Source organism: Chlamydiifrater volucris (assembly GCF_902806995.1).
GTDB classification, from domain to species: domain Bacteria; phylum Chlamydiota; class Chlamydiia; order Chlamydiales; family Chlamydiaceae; genus Chlamydiifrater; species Chlamydiifrater volucris.
Map to the genome: position 1 here is coordinate 1064818 of NZ_LR777654.1, position 16657 is coordinate 1081474.

Here is a 16657-nt window from a genome sequence, read left to right on the forward strand (position 1 = left end):
CCTATTCGCTTTTGGCCAATGACAAGCTATCCCGCCAAGATTCTGAATAATTTACAAACGATTCCACGCCACGCACAAAGTCTTCGTAAGAAATATCGCCTGGAAGTTTTTTTACAAAGACGACATTCTCTTCTGGGTCTAAACCTAGAGCTGCTCCACCAGTCTCTCTCCCAAACAAGTTGCCCACCATCATTTCAAAATGAGTCTTTGCTTGGTCTGCAGAGGGCGCTAACACTCCAAAGGAAACCATTAAAACGATGTTATTGTCAGCATTTTGATACGCGCGAACACGTGTCCTCTCTCCCACGGGGAACACAAAGGCACCCTCTGCGTCCAGTTCCGTTTCAGAAGAAACCCCTAAGTATTGGGTTAAACTTTTTATCAATTTTTCCAACATACAGCTTCGCTATCGGGCCACTACATGGGACTCGAATTTCTTGAAGAAGCTAACGAAAATGTTCCTCAAAAAAAACACAAAGAACACTCCCCATTAACCACCATCATCTTCTTTTCTCGACTTAACACTGAGTTATGCCAACAAAAAGGTTAAAATTAAAAAGGATTTCTTCTGTCTTTATTAGCATTTTAAAAACGATATTTTTATGTTTTTAACAGTAAACAACAAACGATTCTCACAGTAGCGATCCTAAAAAATGCTTTTTTTGCGTAAAGCTCCTGTTTCCTCGATAAAAACCAAGATCTGCACCTTGAAAGCGAAAGCAAAGACCAATAAAAAAAACGGAAAAAGCTAACACTTCCCCACCGACCCCAGGTCAATCCTAATGCACTCAAAAGCTAGGGTATTTTCGGAAAACGAATATGTCAAGAGATGAATTAGACTCAAGGTTATCAACAAGTTACAACTTCACCTTCATAAGACAGACCGTAAGATCTTGTAGATTGTCCAGAAACTCTTTTTAGGAAAAAATTCCAATATTTCTCAGCAGAAAAATCCAAAAACTCCATTGCTAAATTTTTTTGATCATCTGCATTTTCTGACAAAGAAAAAGTTCGTATTTTGTCATTAATGGCTTTCATATCAAAGAAATTGCGTTTATCCAAATGTCTATTATTAGACACAACACTGGGAACACTTAAATCAATAACTATTCTTCCTGGGAGAGAAAATAAACCGCCTAAAAGCATTGGAGTTTGTGAAAAATCTGCGGTAGTTCCAAAAATGACTACCTCGTAATCATCAAAAAAAGACAATAACTTTCTTGGGATAATTTTCTCTTTTTTCGCTGAGTTGATAGATTCTGAACAAAAAATAAAATTTGATCTGCCACGCCTTCTAAAAAAAGAAGCTATCCTGCAATTTATTGTGGAGTAACCCACAAAAATGGTTTTCGCATCAAGAGGTATTCCCTCCAAGAGACTATGAACAACAGCCTCTGTCGTAACTTGTTTTTCTTTCAATAAGTTTGTCGACCGGAAGCGCTTTCCTTCTTTGAGAGCTTTTTGAAAAAGATAGTGTAAAACAGAAGGTATTTTCTCTTTTTTGATCGTTTGAGTGTAGGCCCTCTTGACCTGCCCTTGAATTTCTGTCTCTCCTAAAACTACACTGTCACAGCCTGCCACTACCCTAAACAGATGGGTAAAACAGTCTAGTCCTAAGTGAAGGTAGCCACAAGGAAGATCCTCTTCTCCTTGACTCTCTCCACCCCAATTTACGTACACACCTAAATGATGAAACCTTTTCTGAAACTCCAATAACAATGAGGAGCGCTCAGTGTCCGAAGAAAAATAGATTTCCGCCCGATTACAGGTGATAAGGAGAACAGAGGGGCCTAAAAATTGTTGGCGCTCCTTCAATCGACAAAAGAAACCTATGACCGTCTCTCTATCTCTCGAAGAAGCCAAACGGTAATTAACACCAAAAACGCCGACACTCATTCTTCCTTATAATTCCTAAGCAGGGGTTTTGATCAAATTCGGCATAAACCTAGAGAAAGTCTTGGTGTATAAAGAAACAGAAAATTAGATGCTATAAAATTATCCAATACACTATAAGCGCCCCGAGGAAAACGGTAACAAACTAAAGTTAAAAAATTAACACATAAATCCCAAGAATATTTATGTCTTCTTCATATACAGAAAACCACATCATAACTCTAGATTCTCTGGACCATATTCGATTACGAGCAGGTATGTATATAGGGAAACTTGGTAGTGGTAAACACCCAGATGATGGCATCTACGTTCTACTTAAGGAAGTCATAGATAATGCTGTAGACGAATTCACTATGGGACACGGGAAAGATATTTCTATCACTTTGGATCAAACAGAACAGAAGGTAGTGGTCCAAGATTACGGTAGAGGCATACCCCATGGCAAAGTTATTGATTGCGTTTCCAAAATTAACACGGGAGCAAAGTATACCGATGACGTTTTTTCCTTCTCTGTTGGACTCAACGGTGTAGGGCTTAAAGCAGTAAACGCTCTTTCATCATTTTTCTCTGTGAGAACGGTTAGGAAAAAAAAATCTTTCACTGCTTATTTCTCTCAAGGAGTTTTGACCCACACGGAGGAATCTTCCTCTCTGCATCCTAGCGGGACTACTATAACTTTCATCCCAGACAACACAATTTTTGAACACCCTGAATTTATGGAAGAAATTATCAGGGATAAATTAAGAAACTATGCCTACCTACACCGAGGATTAACACTCCATTATAATGGGGAAAAAATCACTTCAAAAAATGGTCTCTATGATCTTCTAGAGGAAAAAGTTGGTGGAAACAGTCTTTATTCTCCATTTACCTATTGCGATCAAGCGATCGAATACTGCTTCACTCATTCCAATAGCAGTACAGAAACATATCTCTCCTTCGTCAATGGTCAATACACAATTGATGGCGGAACGCACCTTTCTGCTTTCAAGGAAGGTCTTACCCGCGCTGTCAACGATTTCTACCACAAAAATTTTCAAAGTTCTGACGTCCGTGAAGGGATCACAGGATGTTTTTCTATAAGAATACGTTCGCCCATTTTTGAGTCTCAAACCAAAAACAAATTAGGTAACACTGATGTAAAAGCTCCAATCATTGCTAGCGTTAAGGATTCGCTTCTCAAACTACTACACGCAGATAAAGACCGTGCGCAAGCGCTTCTTGAGCGTATTAAACTCAATGAAAAAACAAGAAGAAACATTCAATTTCTGAAGCAAGAATTAAGAGATAAACAAAAAAAAACACACTACAAAATTCCTAAGCTAAGAGATTGTAAATTCCATTACTGCGACAAATCTTTGTATGGTGATGCTTCTATGATTTTCTTGACAGAAGGAGAATCTGCCTCAGCTTCCATCCTTTCTTCCCGAAACCCTTTGACCCAAGCTGTGTTTTCCCTCAGAGGCAAGCCTATGAACGTCTTTTCTCTGGAAGACGATCAAGTGTACAAAAACGATGAACTATTTTACCTATCCTCAGCTTTGGGAGTAAAAGATAGCAACGACACTTCTCTTTTGCGTTATGCTAAAATTATTTTAGCCACAGATGCTGATGTTGACGGCATGCATATTCGCAATCTGTTAATCACTTTCTTTCTAAAAACCTTTCGAAAATTGGTTTTAAATAATCATTTATTCATTTTAGAAACCCCTTTATTTAAAGTTCGATGTAAAGAGAAAACTTTTTATTGTTACTCAGAAGCAGAAAAAGACTCTACAATCAAAGCTCTAGGGAAAAAGAGTTCCCCGGAAATCACCCGATTTAAGGGCTTGGGAGAAATTTCACCAAAGGAATTCAAATCTTTTATTGGGCCTGATATTCGCCTCACACCCATCCACCTTTCTCAACCCGAAGCCATAGACGAAACTTTAAATTTCTACATGGGGAAAAACACTCAAAAACGGAAACGTTTTATCATAGATAACCTCATAGCTGAACCTTAGTGATAACCATGCAGAATGTTTCTGAACTATTTAAAACTCACTTCCTCCACTATGCCTCGTACGTCATTCTTGAACGAGCTATTCCCCACGTCCTAGATGGGTTAAAACCTGTACAAAGACGCCTATTATGGACTCTCTTTCGCATGGACGACAATAAAATGCATAAAGTTGCTAACATAGCAGGACGCACTATGGCCTTGCACCCTCACGGAGATGCCCCTATCGTTGAGGCTCTCGTCGTTCTAGCAAATAAGGGATACCTCATAGATACTCAAGGAAACTTTGGGAATCCTTTGACAGGTGATCCTCACGCTGCAGCTCGTTACATAGAGGCTCGCCTTTCTTCTTTGGCAAAAGAGACTCTTTTTAACACCGATTTGATGACTTTCCATCCCTCTTATGATGGAAGAGAATCTGAACCAGATGTATTGCCGGCAAAAATTCCTCTACTTCTACTACATGGTGTCGATGGTATTGCTGTAGGCATGACAACAAAAATTTTTCCCCATAATTTCACTGAATTACTACAGTCACAAATACGCTATCTAGAAGGAAAAAATTTCCAGTTTTATCCAGATTTCCCTTCAGGAGGAGTTATGGATGTCTCAAACTATCAGGATGGAAAAGGTTCTATCGTCGTACGAGCTTCCATAGAAATCGTTAACAACAAAACCTTGACTATAAAAGAACTATGCCCCTACACCACTACAGAATCTCTTATCCGATCTATTGAGCTGGCGGCAAAAAGAGGCCTCCTTAAAATCGATAGCATTCAAGATTTTTCTACGGAAAAACCGGAAATAGAAATCAAACTTCCCAAAGGTTGCTATGCTGAAGAAATCCTTCCTAAATTATTTAAACATACTGAGTGCGAAATAACATTATTCCCTCAAACAACTGTTATCCACAAAAACAAACCCATAGAGCCCACTTTATCGGAAGTATTACGGCTGCATACAGATACTTTACTTGGTCTATTGCAAAAAGAATTAGAAATTCGAAAAGCAGAGTTACAACAAACTCGTCTAAGAAAAACTGTAGAATACCTTTTCATCAAACACAAACTTTATGACACCATTAGAACTTCTGATACTTCTTCCCTACTGGAAGAAAAAGTTTTACAGGCTTTGCAACCCTTCTTAAAAGAGTTGCCTTCATCTCCAACAAGGGAAGATGCTTCCTACCTCATCTCTATTCCCATAAGGAAAATTCTTTCTTTCAATGAAGAAAACACCAAAAGTAGTTTAGAATCAATAGACAAGGAAATAATTCTAGTTAACGAACAACTAACCGATATGTGTAAAGTAACTATCAAATATTTGAGGAAATTGATAACCAAATACAAAACTCTGGGAGAAAGAAAAACTAAAATAGCGTCCTTTGCCACAAAAGCTCATTGCGAAGAAAAAATGTTGTTTTAATTAATCTTATTATTTAAAAATAAGTTTTAAGGACATTGTTTCTAACGCTTTTCATTTTCTCCCTTTATAAAAAAGCAAATAAGAATCGAAAATAATTTTTTCTGAATATATAATTGCATCAAATAGGTAAAGTATCCTCTTAACATCTGCGGAGCCTCGCCATGGAACAACCTCCTGTCGCTACTTCTGGACCCTATTTGGGAAAAACTTCTCCAGTCAAAGAGCTTTCCCCCGAGTACCTTACTCCGACCAATACTACTTTCTCTGGCCCTGTCAAAACTTTAGGAGATCTCCGCTTAGCATTGATACAACAGTTTGGACCCGAGCAAGGGAAAAAAATGTATGACCAGTTCTATTCTTCTATTTTAATCATGTGCTTCGGAACAGTCCACAAAGAGTCTGATAGAGCCCAACGAGCTGCAAAAAAAATGCGCTCAGCTTACAAAAACCATTAGTAGCGTTCATAATATCTATGGTTGAAAGTTTCTTGGCTTTACAACTCTCCCAGTTGTATCAAAGATACTTAGCTGCTATGTCACCACAGAAGTTGGCTTTGTGGTTAAACCAAGACGTCTACATGTCTGTGATTTTTACGAAACATCTCCTTCCCACAGAGAAGAACTCTCCCGGCTCTTTGTTACTGGTAAAGCCTCTACCCTATGGAAGCATTACCTACGATTATTTCCTGGCATTACATCGACATGTGTGTAGTTTTCTCATTAACACTTTAAAAATGCCTGCCAACTGTACAGAAAATATTTTTATTTTTTCATCTCTATCAGAAAATTATATTCGGGTAACTCTTGAAAATTTTTGTTCTACACTATACGAAAAGGCTTCCAACGCGCACACAAACTTACTGATTGACTGAAACTTAGAGCCTCCCTAATCGGTTTATCTAAAAAGATCTTTCTACAGATTTCTTTTTTCCAGAATAAAACACTTCGTTAACTAAAAATTATCCTCAAATTCATGAAAAAATCAGAAAAAGCAATTTTTCAATTAAAAAAAAACAACACTTCATTTAATCTCTCGTCCCGAGAGAACGCTGGGCAGGGTCTCTGCTTCCTCCGGGATTTCTTCGAGAGCGTTCAATAGGTTATTAGAGAAAGTCCTTAATTTCAAGACTACAGTCACAGCCCCCCTGTGGTGATGGGTCTTGATTTTAAGGCATTTTTAGTGGGCTTTGTTCGAGTATCAAAACCGGGCATGCGTCTTCTTTTTTCTCTTTAGTATTTCCAATGAAAAAAAGTAAAACTTTATCTTTTGTTTGTGGCAAAACTCCTCCCTCTTCTCATCTTGCTAATGAAGCAGCAGATCTCGATGAGGAGCTTCTTTCTGAAGCTAATTTTCAATCAGATATAAACATTATTTTTCCTCTAAGGTTAGACAAATTTCTCTCATCAATACATCCCGAATACTCCAGGACTTTTTATCAAGAATGCATTACAAAAGGACGAGTCTTTGTTAATGACCAACAAGAAACGAAACCCAGAAGACAACTTTTCCTTAACGACAGGGTGGTTATTTTCATCCCAGAAGAAAATCCGCTAGATCTTCTTCCTGAAAAGATCCCTCTAGATATTGTTTATGAAGATGATCTTATTATCATTATCAACAAACCCAGAGGGTTAGTCGTACACCCCGCTCCAGGCCACTACTCAGGGACCGTTGTTAATGGGTTGCTACATATACTGGGGGAGAGACTACGAGAAGAATTTTCCGAAGAACATTTACGACCAGGGATTGTTCACCGTTTGGATAAAGACACTTCAGGGTTGCTCATCACAGCTAAAACCAAACAAGCGAAAATGTTGTACAGCAAAATGTTCAAGGAAAAAACTATACAAAAAACATACCTAGCCATTTGCGTCGGAACTCCAAGCGAGCAAGTTATTCACACTCAAATAGCTAGGCATCCATCAAGGCGACAAGAAATGACTGTAGTGTCCTCCGGAGGGAAAGAAGCTGTTACTCATTGTAAACCTATAGCATCCCACAACAATTTAAGTTTAGTACGACTATCTCCAAAGACAGGTCGTACTCATCAACTACGAGTACATCTCAAATACATACGAGCTCCAATCTTAGGAGATCCTGTCTATGGGAATATTTCTAAAAATCTTAGCGAAGGATTCCAACAACAACTCCTTCATGCTCACTCTCTTACCTTTATTTGCCCCCTTACTTCCTCTCCAATAACTTTATTTGCGCCCCTTCCCGAAGACATGTCTATGTTAATAAAGAAACAATTTTCTTCCGTTAAACTTTAGTTATTTGTCTTTAACCACTTTGTATTTTATTAAAAATCTTAAACAACAAACTTTTTTATTTTGTTAAAAAAACAAACATTTTTTATAAAAAAGATTTTATAATTAAATTAGTAATTAAAAATTTTAAATCGATTATTTATTACAGAAGTTGAATTAATAGGATTTTCGAATGAAAGATTTTTTAGAATACATCGTAAAAAACCTCGTTGATAAGCCCGAAGCGGTACACATTAAAGAAATAGAAGGAACAAACACCCTTATCCTGGAGCTTCAAGTTGCACAGCCCGACATCGGGAAAATCATTGGTAAGGAAGGGAAAACTATCAAAGCCATCCGGTCTCTATTAGTGTCTGTTGCTAGCCGGAATAACCTCAAAGTTTCTCTAGAAATCATCGAAGACAGAAGATAAAAGGCCGGACCGAGCAGGATTCGAACCTGCGGCCATCCGCTTAGAAGGCGGATGCTCTATCCACTGAGCTATCGGTCCAGAGGAAACCCTCACAAAGGAGAACAGAGGAAAGGGTACATTGCCCGAGATAATAAAGTCAATAATGCTTGCTTAATGTCCCTTTCTTAAGTTCTCTTTTACTCTTAAAAAGTGAATCTAAAAATTCTTATATTAAATTAGGCATTCCTTGAACTAAAAGAAAAAAATACGTACATTCTCAATCTCGAGAGTGTATTCCTCGTAGACAACTCCTCCTTTAACGTTATTTTGGACAAACCGAAAATTTTATGACGTATTTATTTGAAGATTTATGTGATTCCAACAAACTATCTATAATTAGCGGCCCTTGTGTGATGGAAAGCGCAGAACATGTCCTAGAATGTGCAGCATTTCTAGCAAGCTTGTTTCAAAACTACCCACAGGTAAATTTTATCTTCAAATCAAGTTACGATAAAGCTAACAGATCTTCTGTACAGTCCTTTAGAGGTATGGGATTGGAAGCCGGGCTAGAAATTATGGCAGAAGTAAAAAGACTTTACCATTTACCCGTCTTGACAGATGTACATTCCCCTGAAGAAGCGGAAAAAGCTGCTGAAATCTGCGATGTTATCCAAATCCCTGCCTTCCTTTGCCGGCAAACGGATATTCTTCTGGCGGCAGGGAGAAGTAACGTCATCGTTAACATAAAAAAAGGTCAGTTTTTATCCCCTTGGGATATTGAGGGTCCTATAGAAAAAATTCTCTCCACAGGCAATAACAAAATTATACTTACGGAAAGGGGTTGTTCATTCGGCTATAACAATCTAGTTTCAGATATGCGCTCGATAGCAGTTATGAAAACAACAGGCTTTCCAGTAATATTTGATGGTACCCACTCCGTACAACTTCCAGGGGCTCTAAAAAGTTCTAGCGGGGGACAGACAGAATTCGTTCCTACACTAACAAAAGCTGCTCTCGCAGCTGGTGCTAATGGTTTGTTTATTGAATCTCATCCAACACCGGAAACAGCTAAAAGTGATGCGGCTTCCATGCTTTCTTTTTCTCAGTTGGCTGAACTTTTACCTGTCTGGGAGCAACTTTTTGATTGCATATCTTCTCTGTCTGAGCCAGTAAAACTATGACAAAGTTCGTATCCTATGGATTAATTTGTTTGGGGACGCTCTTGTTAACGATATTTATCACGGGTGTCTCGGTACTTTGCCCAGATAATTTACAAAGAATTTCCTCCTTACCAAACGAGTGGCACTCTCCTCCACCTTTTCTAAAAATTAAAAAATTAGGCGTAAAAAAACAAATTACCACAAAATCCTCCGGTCGTTTCTTCTGTAGTATTGATAGATCTTGTGTAGAACTAAAAGTACATGATGACTTTCGTTGCAGAGAGACTCTCTCTGGACTATCTGGAAGTTTTTATCCTAATGATCCATTAAAAATGGTAAAATTTCATGGAAAAAGTGGTGAGTTAACTTATAAAAACTATGAACTGACGTTACATGATTGCCAGTTCAGTCTCTTTGAATCCAATGACCCAACCTCCCTACTCAAAGAGACAACAACAGGGGCCATGAAAACGATGACTTTATCTCTACTGAAAATGCCTAAGTGAACCTATGCCCGTTTTATCAGTCCACAATCTAGTAAAAAAGTATAATAAGAAGCCCGTTACCAATGATGTTTCTTTCCATGTGAATCCAGGAGAAATTGTCGGGCTCTTAGGGCCAAATGGCGCAGGGAAAACAACAGCCTTTTACCTAACAGTGGGGCTCATTAGACCGGATTCAGGCTCCATTCTTTTCAAGAATACAAACGTCACAAAAAAAACGATGGATTACCGGGCTAGGTTGGGTATTGGGTACCTAGCTCAAGAGCCCACTGTATTCAAAGAAATGACAGTTAGAGAAAATCTCACCTGCATTTTGCAAATTATTTACAAGGCTAGTAAGGAACAATCTCACCTTCTAGATACTCTCGTAGATGATCTACAGTTAAGCTCTTGTTTACATAAAAAAGCTGGGACTTTGTCTGGGGGAGAAAGACGCCGATTAGAAATAGCTTGCGTCTTAGCCTTGAACCCTAGTGTTCTTCTTTTAGACGAGCCTTTCGCTAACGTAGACCCATTAGTTATTCAGAATGTCAAATACTTGATCACACTGCTATCAAGACGGGGTATCGGCATACTCGTTACAGATCATAACGCCAAAGAGCTATTGTCAATAGCAGATAGATGTTATCTAATCATTGATGGAAAAATTTTCTTCGAAGGCTCCTCCTCCCAAATGATTGCTAACCCACTTGTCAGACAACACTACTTAGGAGATGCTTTTTCCTACTGATCCTCTATATTCAACAAAGCATCCACTAAAGCCTCGAATCCATCCTGATCCAACTCAGTGACTCCAGGTTTTATCCCTTCCTCTGCTAATCGGAAAGCCTTCATGGTATTGCATATTCTTCCGACCAACCGAACTCCCACACCTTTCAATTCCCAGACATTCACATATTCTCCAAACATTTTCAGGGACAATTCACAAGCTGTAATGATAAACAAAAGGCGTTTTCTTGGATTTTCCTTGCGAATACGATAAAAGTATTCCGCGATATACATAAATGTTGGAATGATAATTACTTTATATTTCGACGATCTTCTCGACAGTACACTGCCTATGGAACACACTTGGCAAGCAGGATTTCTAGGGTCATATGAGCAAGAATCATTAAATCGGCCAAAAGGACAAAACTTAGCCTTCTGACAATAGGAGAAGCCAATGACCAATAATGTATCATCTTTCTTTGCTTCCCGGATAATTTCTTCTACTGACAAACAATTATAAAAAAATAAATTTCCTCTCTGAAAAACATTCCTTCTTGGAGTTAGCAAAGCCCAGATCAGTTTACACAAAGCTTTGGGTTCAAACATTATTCTGTACAGCATCTTCCGCCCCCTTTCAAGGGAAAGCAGATACTTTACTGTCTTCCACCTTAACCACTTCTTCGTGCTTTTCGTAATAAAAGGAACGTTTGGCCTACACACAGATTTTTTATGTTCTTCGGGGAAACTCATGATCTGAGACTAAAAAACTTTACCTTGGCTCCCCAGATAGATTAGCAAGATTCAGGAAATTCGTCTTCTGCTAATACTTCCCTAGCAACATCCTTGATAGTCTTTAATCCTTTGGGAAATCCAACAGAATACAACAGCTGATCAATGTATTGCAACTCAGCAAATAATTGATCATTAACAAATTCTAACTCTGCTAAACGCTTACTTACCATGGCAAAATCTTTATCCATAGAATCTCCTTAATTTCTCATTAAGGAGAGTAGCGACTACCGTGCCAACTATCCTAGCAAACTACGGACAAGACCCAAATATACTTGATTCAAAATCTGTAGAGAAGTTGTTATCACTGTCCACTCTTGCTGCATACCTGTTAAATGCATTTGTAAGTTCAATTGGTGATTTTGCCCCATATCAGCAAAAGACTGTTGATCAGATTGAATTAACGCATGTAAGGAAAACATCCCATTGGGAATCGTCTGCCCAGAAAAACCTGACACAACAGCATCTTCCATGCTTTCCAAATTATTTTGCCACTGAGGATCAGGACCGGAAACTTTAAAGGTCCCTGGTAATTCTGTATCCTCCGTTTTAGAAACTGTTATCTGACTTAAAAAATTAGATACTGTCACTAGATTATTAGCAATTCCTTGTAACCCAGTGGCATATCCCACCAACATATCTATGAGTTGTGTTCGTTGGGAGAGAGAAATTTTATCGTCATTGTCTATTATAACCAATTGCCTTTTTATTTCTTCTAAGCCTGCTTCTGTCTTTTGCAAAAATAGCGTAGCTTGAAGGCGCTCCTCACTTAATTTCCTCTCTGCACTTTCAAAGTTTCCTGGATAAACATTATTGTCCTTTGTCCCCACGGCAGGCTTTTGCCCAACATAACTAGCAAAATTAAAATACGTTGCAGAATTCACAAAACCAGCTATTGCTTCTAAGATAGCATTGCCCACGGTGGACGCAAAATTGCTGTAATATAACTGCGAATAGGAATCATTTAAAAAATCTACCTCTCTTGGCATATAATGATCTATCAATACCGTCGCAACAGCAGAAGGCAGAGCTAGAGCCCGTAACTCCCCTGTTTTAGCAACCAAGCCGCTTGCGTAAACATTCTTTTCTAAAGAAGATAACTCTTTCAGATTCCCTCTGGATATATTTAATTTGTCCTCTTCTTCAGTAAGGGCAGTATGCGACAACCCCTTAAATCGAAAGTAATGTTGAGCTATGTGATTTTTCTGAGCCTTAAAAAGTCCGCTCCAATTATTTAAGAAAATTCCATTGATATTCATTAAAGCAAAATTAATTGTGACCGCGGAACTATCTGTTTTTTGGGAGTAGACTGTGTATTGGTCGCCATTAGGCAGGATTGCTATACCATTTCCTACCACCCCCGATGAAGCTCTTCCATTCGTTCCTGAACTTACTTTTATTACTGCGTCCTTAATGACTCTAAACATATTAAACTCGGCTCCAGAAAACACTTCTGCCCCATTTCTTACGGCTGTATTGACTTCCGTTAATGATATAGAAGGATTTTTAGCTGTGGCATTAGATGCCAAAAAATAAGTCCAAACTATCGCCATATACCACGGGAAATCAGCCCCTTCTAAACCTCCCCCCGCAGCACCGCCTCCGGAAACAATTTTTACGCCAGATCTAGGATCTGTTGTGTTATACCGTAAAGAAAAGGCTTCATCGAACGCGTTATTTACTAAACTTTTTTGATTTTCACTTAGGTACGCAAACAGAGAATCTATGGCAAATAATGCTTGTAAAGCTGCAGAAGCACTACTGGCGGTGAAGTCTGATATACTATTAGTTAGGTTAATGGGGGCAAACAAGCCAAAAAAGGCTGCTGTCTGATTCGATACCTGTCGAAAAATTTCTAACTGATGCTCTCTGGCAGCTATACTGGCTTCAACAACTTTTTGATAAGTTTCTAAAGACTCCACCTGTTCGTTGTATACCGTCATAATCTTTCTGTTATAATCTATTTTGTCTCCTCGAGAAAGCGTGGAACAATTGACAGCTTCAGAAAACTCAAGAGTATATAGCAAAACATTGTCCAAATCTTCAGAAGAATAGGTTTCTACCTGGTTGTCCAGTGAGAAAATCTTCCTCTCAAGAAAAGTAAATAGACCAGAATCCTCATCATTTAGGCGCTTCTTTATCTCTGATAAAAGACTCAACAATTCCCTCACTCTAGATCGCGCATATGATTCCTCCAGTAAGGTTATGTTCTCGTACTGTAGTGACAACTCCGACATTAAGGAAACCTTGTTAGCTTCATTCAGATTTGATCGACCTATAGCATTCACTATTTCCCAAGAAAGGTTTCTCGTCGTAATCATGTCTTCAATAGTATAGCCAACTTTTTTGTTTTTTAACCCAGTTGCTGTCTCAAGCAATTTAGAAAAAAGTTCTTCACTGTCCTGTCTTTTTGCAACGCATTTTTGTAAAACTTGAACCAGTCCATCTAGGAAAGACCTGGTCAAACATTGTTGGTTATCATCCACTATCTTGTTCGCTTGCTCATCAGAAAGAACTCGAGGAACTTTTACCGGATACCGACCTTCCTGGAGAGGCTTAAGAGACGATGGTTTTGCGTTAGAACAATACGGAACACAAAACCTCTTCTTTGCTAAAGGAGCAGCGATATTGGAAACAGACAGAGGAAATTCCTTTTCCTCCTTATTTGCTTCTTGAGTAGAGACTTCTTGACTTCCATCCAAATCACCAAAAATGTGAGTCAATTTGTTAAGAAAATGCTTTTCTTGCAAAATGGATTCAAATTTTATGGTGTCGCTTAAAAAAGACTGTTTGTTGATTGTGTTTTTTTGAAAAGCAATGGCTATTTCTTTTTTAGGATTAACGAAAACTGATTTATCAATCATAATGAACCCAACTGAATAAAAAGTTTTTCTATCTTAACAAGCTTCGAGCCAGTCCCAAATAAATTTGATTAAGTACCTGCAGTGAAGTTGCAACAACGGTCCATTCCTGCTGCATACTTGTCAGGTGCATCTGTAAATTTAACTGGTATGTTTGGCCCATATCGGCAAAGGATTGCTGATCTGATTGGATTAAAGCTTGAACGTTAAACATGCCTCCTCGAGTTCCTTCACTAGGAAGTCCCGACACAACAGCTTCTTCTAGAGATTTTAAGTTATTTCTCCAGTCAGTAGGTCCCGTTACTTGAAAAGTTCCAGGTTTCCCCTCCGGAGAAGAAAGACTAATTTGATCCAAAAAATTTGAGATAGTAATCAAGTTAGACGCGATAGTCCCTAGGCTGGTTTCATAACCAGCTAACAATCCGGTTAAATAAGCTCTTTCCTCTTGAGAGATTTTAGAATCCTCATTAACCAATTTAGTTTGCGTACTTATGGCCTCTAACCCATCCCGCGTCTGTTTCAACAATTTCTGAGCAGCTTCTTTTTCCGACTTCAGCCTATTTTCTGCACTTTCTTTAGTCCCTGGGAAAGTATTAGGATCCTTAATTCCAACGACAGGCTGTTGGCCGACGAAGCTAGCAAAGTTGAAAAAAGTTCCTGAATTGATATATCCAGGTATAGCGTTCAAGATGTCATTGCCAACAGAAGATCCTAAATTGCTATAATAAAGCTTCTTATACAACCCTTCCAAAAAATCAACCTCCTTGGGCATGTAATGATCTATTAAAACGGAGGCTATAGAGGAGGGTAATGCCAAGGATTTAAGTTCGCTAATTCTAATTTGAGAATTTTCTTGGTAACTAGAAGATTCTAAATTTTTCAATGTCCGATGTTCTTGTTCTGTCTCTTCGAGAGCTTTCGCACTCTCTTCCTGAGAAGTTCCAGCTAATCCTACGAACCTTTTGTATGCTTCTGTTATTTGACTTCTCTGATCTTTAGCAGCTTCAGCAAAACTACCTAAGAAAGCTCCTTGTCCCCTATTCATGAATTGAAAATTTATCTCTACAGGATCATTAGTCGTTTTTTTTAAAAAAAACATTTCCAATGCAGAACTTTGTTTAACATCTTCCGACTTAAGCTTGTAGACTATGAAATGTTTCGCTTCATCACCACTTCCAAATCTTAAATCTCCTCTAGCAAGCACTATAGATTTGATAGTTTCTATAGCCTTTCCTACCAAGTTTACCCCAAAATTAGTTGTTTTGGATAACTCTCTACAAATAGCCTCTCCTATTTCTTCTTCCGTTCCTTCAGGATTGGCATCTGTAGCTATCGAAGCTAAAAAATACGCCCAAACACCTCCCAAATAAGGAGACAAATTGCTTAAACTATCCAACCCATCATTAACAATTTTTTTTTGCTCATTTTTTAAATCTTTAAACAAAGAATTAATCGACAGTAAAACTTGCAGAGCCGAAGAGGCCTCCAAAGCTGCAAAGGTGTCCAAGTTGCTACTTAAATTGATAGGAGCAAAAATACTAACTAGAATCTCTACCCGATGAATAGCTTCTCGAAACGCACTTAATATCTGATTTTCAAGAGCTAGTTCATAATCTCCCAGTTTTTGAAAAATCTTTAAAAGCTCTATTTGATACTCAAAAAGATTTCCTAGGTGTTGGTTATATTTTATTTTATCATTTTGTGATAACCTTGAGGAGTTTACCAAATGTGCCAACTCATAAGAACTATTCAAAATAGTGTCTATTTGCTCCTCTGAGTAATCCTGCGCTAATTGCAGTTCACTCAGTTGTTCAAAGAGTTCGTCAAAAAGTTGAAAATCTTCCTCAGAAAGCGTATCTCTAACTTCCGTTAGAATGAATATCATTTTTTCCAATCGCTCTCGAGAGAAAATCTTTTTTAAAGAATTTTCTTGGTTGTAAGTTTTTAACTTTTCTATAAACGAAAGGGTTTCAACTGCAGGTAATCCTATTCGACAAATGGTGTTGGCTGTTTGTAAAGAAAGGTTCCAAATATTCAAGATGTCCTGTTGAGAGTAGGGTTCCTCTTTGTTCTGAAGTTCATCAACTAGAGAAGTTATTTCTTGCAATTTCTTTAAAAGTTCTTCAGAAGTGGTTTTTGTAGTGCATTCCTCTAAGACAGATTTGTTTGCTTCTAGAGCTTCTCTCGCTTCGTTTTGAGGAAGTGTTTCTACTAAGTCTTTGAAAAATAACCTTTGAGAATTTTCTGCCCGATTACTCCTAATAGCAGGCAAACAAGAATTTTGACTTCTTAAAGAATAATTTAATTTAAATGCTTTTTGAAACTTTTCCGGCAATCTTATTGTTTCAGGAGAATATTGTTCTGAAATAAGTGAATGTGAAAAACAACGATCAAAATTATCTTGTTTATTAATTTGATTAGAAAAATCACTTGCTAAATGCAAAATTTTAGTAAGTGCAATCTTTTTCCCAGAAATAATTTCCATGGAAGTCAGATTATTAATTCTATAAGATTCTTTAGAAACATTCTTCCTTGTAATTCTTTCAAAACTAAAGTCTTTGTAATTAGAAGAGATTAGGTCGCTATTTATCATATATCGCTTTAATCATAATCGAATCAAATCAATTATGATTTTATCACAAAAAATAAAATAAAAAC

General features: G+C 37.9%; 16 protein-coding genes and 1 tRNA gene. 10 read left to right on the forward strand and 7 right to left on the reverse strand.

Features of this window, described 5'->3' with window-relative positions:
- Window position 1 precedes the first annotated feature (1 nt).
- Entirely contained in the window at window positions 2-397 is a 396-nt protein-coding gene (locus KJA62_RS04570; protein WP_213318821.1) for a type III secretion system chaperone, read from the reverse strand.
- Between the two features lie 24 nt (window positions 398-421).
- Between KJA62_RS04570 and KJA62_RS05205 the strand changes: the two genes are divergently transcribed.
- Window positions 422-550: a hypothetical protein gene (locus KJA62_RS05205; RefSeq protein ID WP_281412405.1), complete on the forward strand. Its 129-nt coding sequence runs from the start codon at window positions 422-424 to the stop codon at window positions 548-550.
- A 299-nt stretch (window positions 551-849) separates the two neighbouring features.
- Here the strand turns inward: KJA62_RS05205 and KJA62_RS04575 are convergent, their stop codons facing one another.
- Window positions 850-1896: a hypothetical protein gene (locus tag KJA62_RS04575; protein WP_213318822.1), complete on the reverse strand. Its 1047-nt coding sequence runs from the start codon at window positions 1894-1896 to the stop codon at window positions 850-852.
- A gap of 182 nt (window positions 1897-2078) precedes the next feature.
- On the opposite strand from KJA62_RS04575, the gene KJA62_RS04580 reads away from it, so the two are divergent.
- From KJA62_RS04580 to KJA62_RS04605, 6 genes are all read left to right on the forward strand, one after another.
- On the forward strand, window positions 2079-3896 hold the full coding sequence (locus tag KJA62_RS04580; RefSeq protein ID WP_213318823.1) for a DNA topoisomerase IV subunit B: 1818 nt from the start codon (window positions 2079-2081) through the stop codon (window positions 3894-3896).
- Window positions 3897-3904: 8 nt separating this feature from the next.
- Window positions 3905-5317 carry a DNA gyrase subunit A gene (locus KJA62_RS04585; protein ID WP_213318824.1) on the forward strand — a complete coding sequence of 471 codons (1413 nt, stop codon included), beginning with the start codon at window positions 3905-3907 and terminating at the stop codon, window positions 5315-5317.
- Between the two features lie 161 nt (window positions 5318-5478).
- Entirely contained in the window at window positions 5479-5772 is a 294-nt protein-coding gene (locus KJA62_RS04590) for a CT656 family putative T3SS effector (RefSeq protein ID WP_213318825.1), read from the forward strand.
- Window positions 5773-5789: 17 nt separating this feature from the next.
- Window positions 5790-6188: a hypothetical protein gene (locus KJA62_RS04595; RefSeq protein WP_213318826.1), complete on the forward strand. Its 399-nt coding sequence runs from the start codon at window positions 5790-5792 to the stop codon at window positions 6186-6188.
- Window positions 6189-6558: 370 nt separating this feature from the next.
- On the forward strand, window positions 6559-7590 hold the full coding sequence (locus KJA62_RS04600; RefSeq protein WP_213318827.1) for an RluA family pseudouridine synthase: 1032 nt from the start codon (window positions 6559-6561) through the stop codon (window positions 7588-7590).
- Between the two features lie 169 nt (window positions 7591-7759).
- Window positions 7760-7999: a KH domain-containing protein gene (locus KJA62_RS04605; protein ID WP_213318828.1), complete on the forward strand. Its 240-nt coding sequence runs from the start codon at window positions 7760-7762 to the stop codon at window positions 7997-7999.
- A 5-nt stretch (window positions 8000-8004) separates the two neighbouring features.
- On the opposite strand, the gene KJA62_RS04610 is transcribed toward KJA62_RS04605, so the two are convergent.
- Window positions 8005-8077: transfer RNA gene (locus KJA62_RS04610), tRNA-Arg, on the reverse strand.
- Window positions 8078-8325: 248 nt separating this feature from the next.
- Between KJA62_RS04610 and kdsA the strand changes: the two genes are divergently transcribed.
- Genes kdsA through lptB form a run of 3 tightly spaced genes read left to right on the forward strand, consistent with a single transcriptional unit; the run spans window position 8326 to window position 10371 of the window.
- Window positions 8326-9159, forward strand: coding sequence for a 3-deoxy-8-phosphooctulonate synthase (kdsA, locus tag KJA62_RS04615; RefSeq protein ID WP_213318829.1), 834 nt, complete (start codon window positions 8326-8328; stop codon window positions 9157-9159).
- A complete protein-coding gene (locus KJA62_RS04620; protein WP_213318830.1) occupies window positions 9156-9644 on the forward strand; it encodes a DUF1137 domain-containing protein in 489 nt (162 codons plus the stop codon). Before kdsA ends, KJA62_RS04620 begins: the two co-directional genes overlap by 4 nt.
- A gap of 4 nt (window positions 9645-9648) precedes the next feature.
- Window positions 9649-10371 carry an LPS export ABC transporter ATP-binding protein gene (lptB, locus tag KJA62_RS04625; protein WP_213318831.1) on the forward strand — a complete coding sequence of 241 codons (723 nt, stop codon included), beginning with the start codon at window positions 9649-9651 and terminating at the stop codon, window positions 10369-10371.
- On the opposite strand, the gene KJA62_RS04630 is transcribed toward lptB, so the two are convergent.
- From KJA62_RS04630 to KJA62_RS04645, 4 genes are all read right to left on the reverse strand, one after another.
- Window positions 10365-10970, reverse strand: coding sequence for a hypothetical protein (locus KJA62_RS04630; RefSeq protein ID WP_213318832.1), 606 nt, complete (start codon window positions 10968-10970; stop codon window positions 10365-10367). The two genes, lptB and KJA62_RS04630, sit on opposite strands and share 7 nt — an antisense overlap.
- 170 nt (window positions 10971-11140) lie before the next feature.
- On the reverse strand, window positions 11141-11329 hold the full coding sequence (locus KJA62_RS04635) for a hypothetical protein (protein ID WP_213318833.1): 189 nt from the start codon (window positions 11327-11329) through the stop codon (window positions 11141-11143).
- Between the two features lie 48 nt (window positions 11330-11377).
- Window positions 11378-14002, reverse strand: a complete 2625-nt coding sequence (locus KJA62_RS04640; protein WP_213318834.1) for a CT620/CT621 family type III secretion system effector — start codon at window positions 14000-14002, stop codon at window positions 11378-11380.
- 28 nt (window positions 14003-14030) lie between these two features.
- The gene (locus KJA62_RS04645) at window positions 14031-16592 is read right to left on the reverse strand and encodes a CT620/CT621 family type III secretion system effector (RefSeq protein ID WP_213318835.1); all 2562 of its coding nucleotides are present in this window, start codon (window positions 16590-16592) and stop codon (window positions 14031-14033) included.
- Between the last annotated feature and the right edge of the window lie 65 nt (window positions 16593-16657).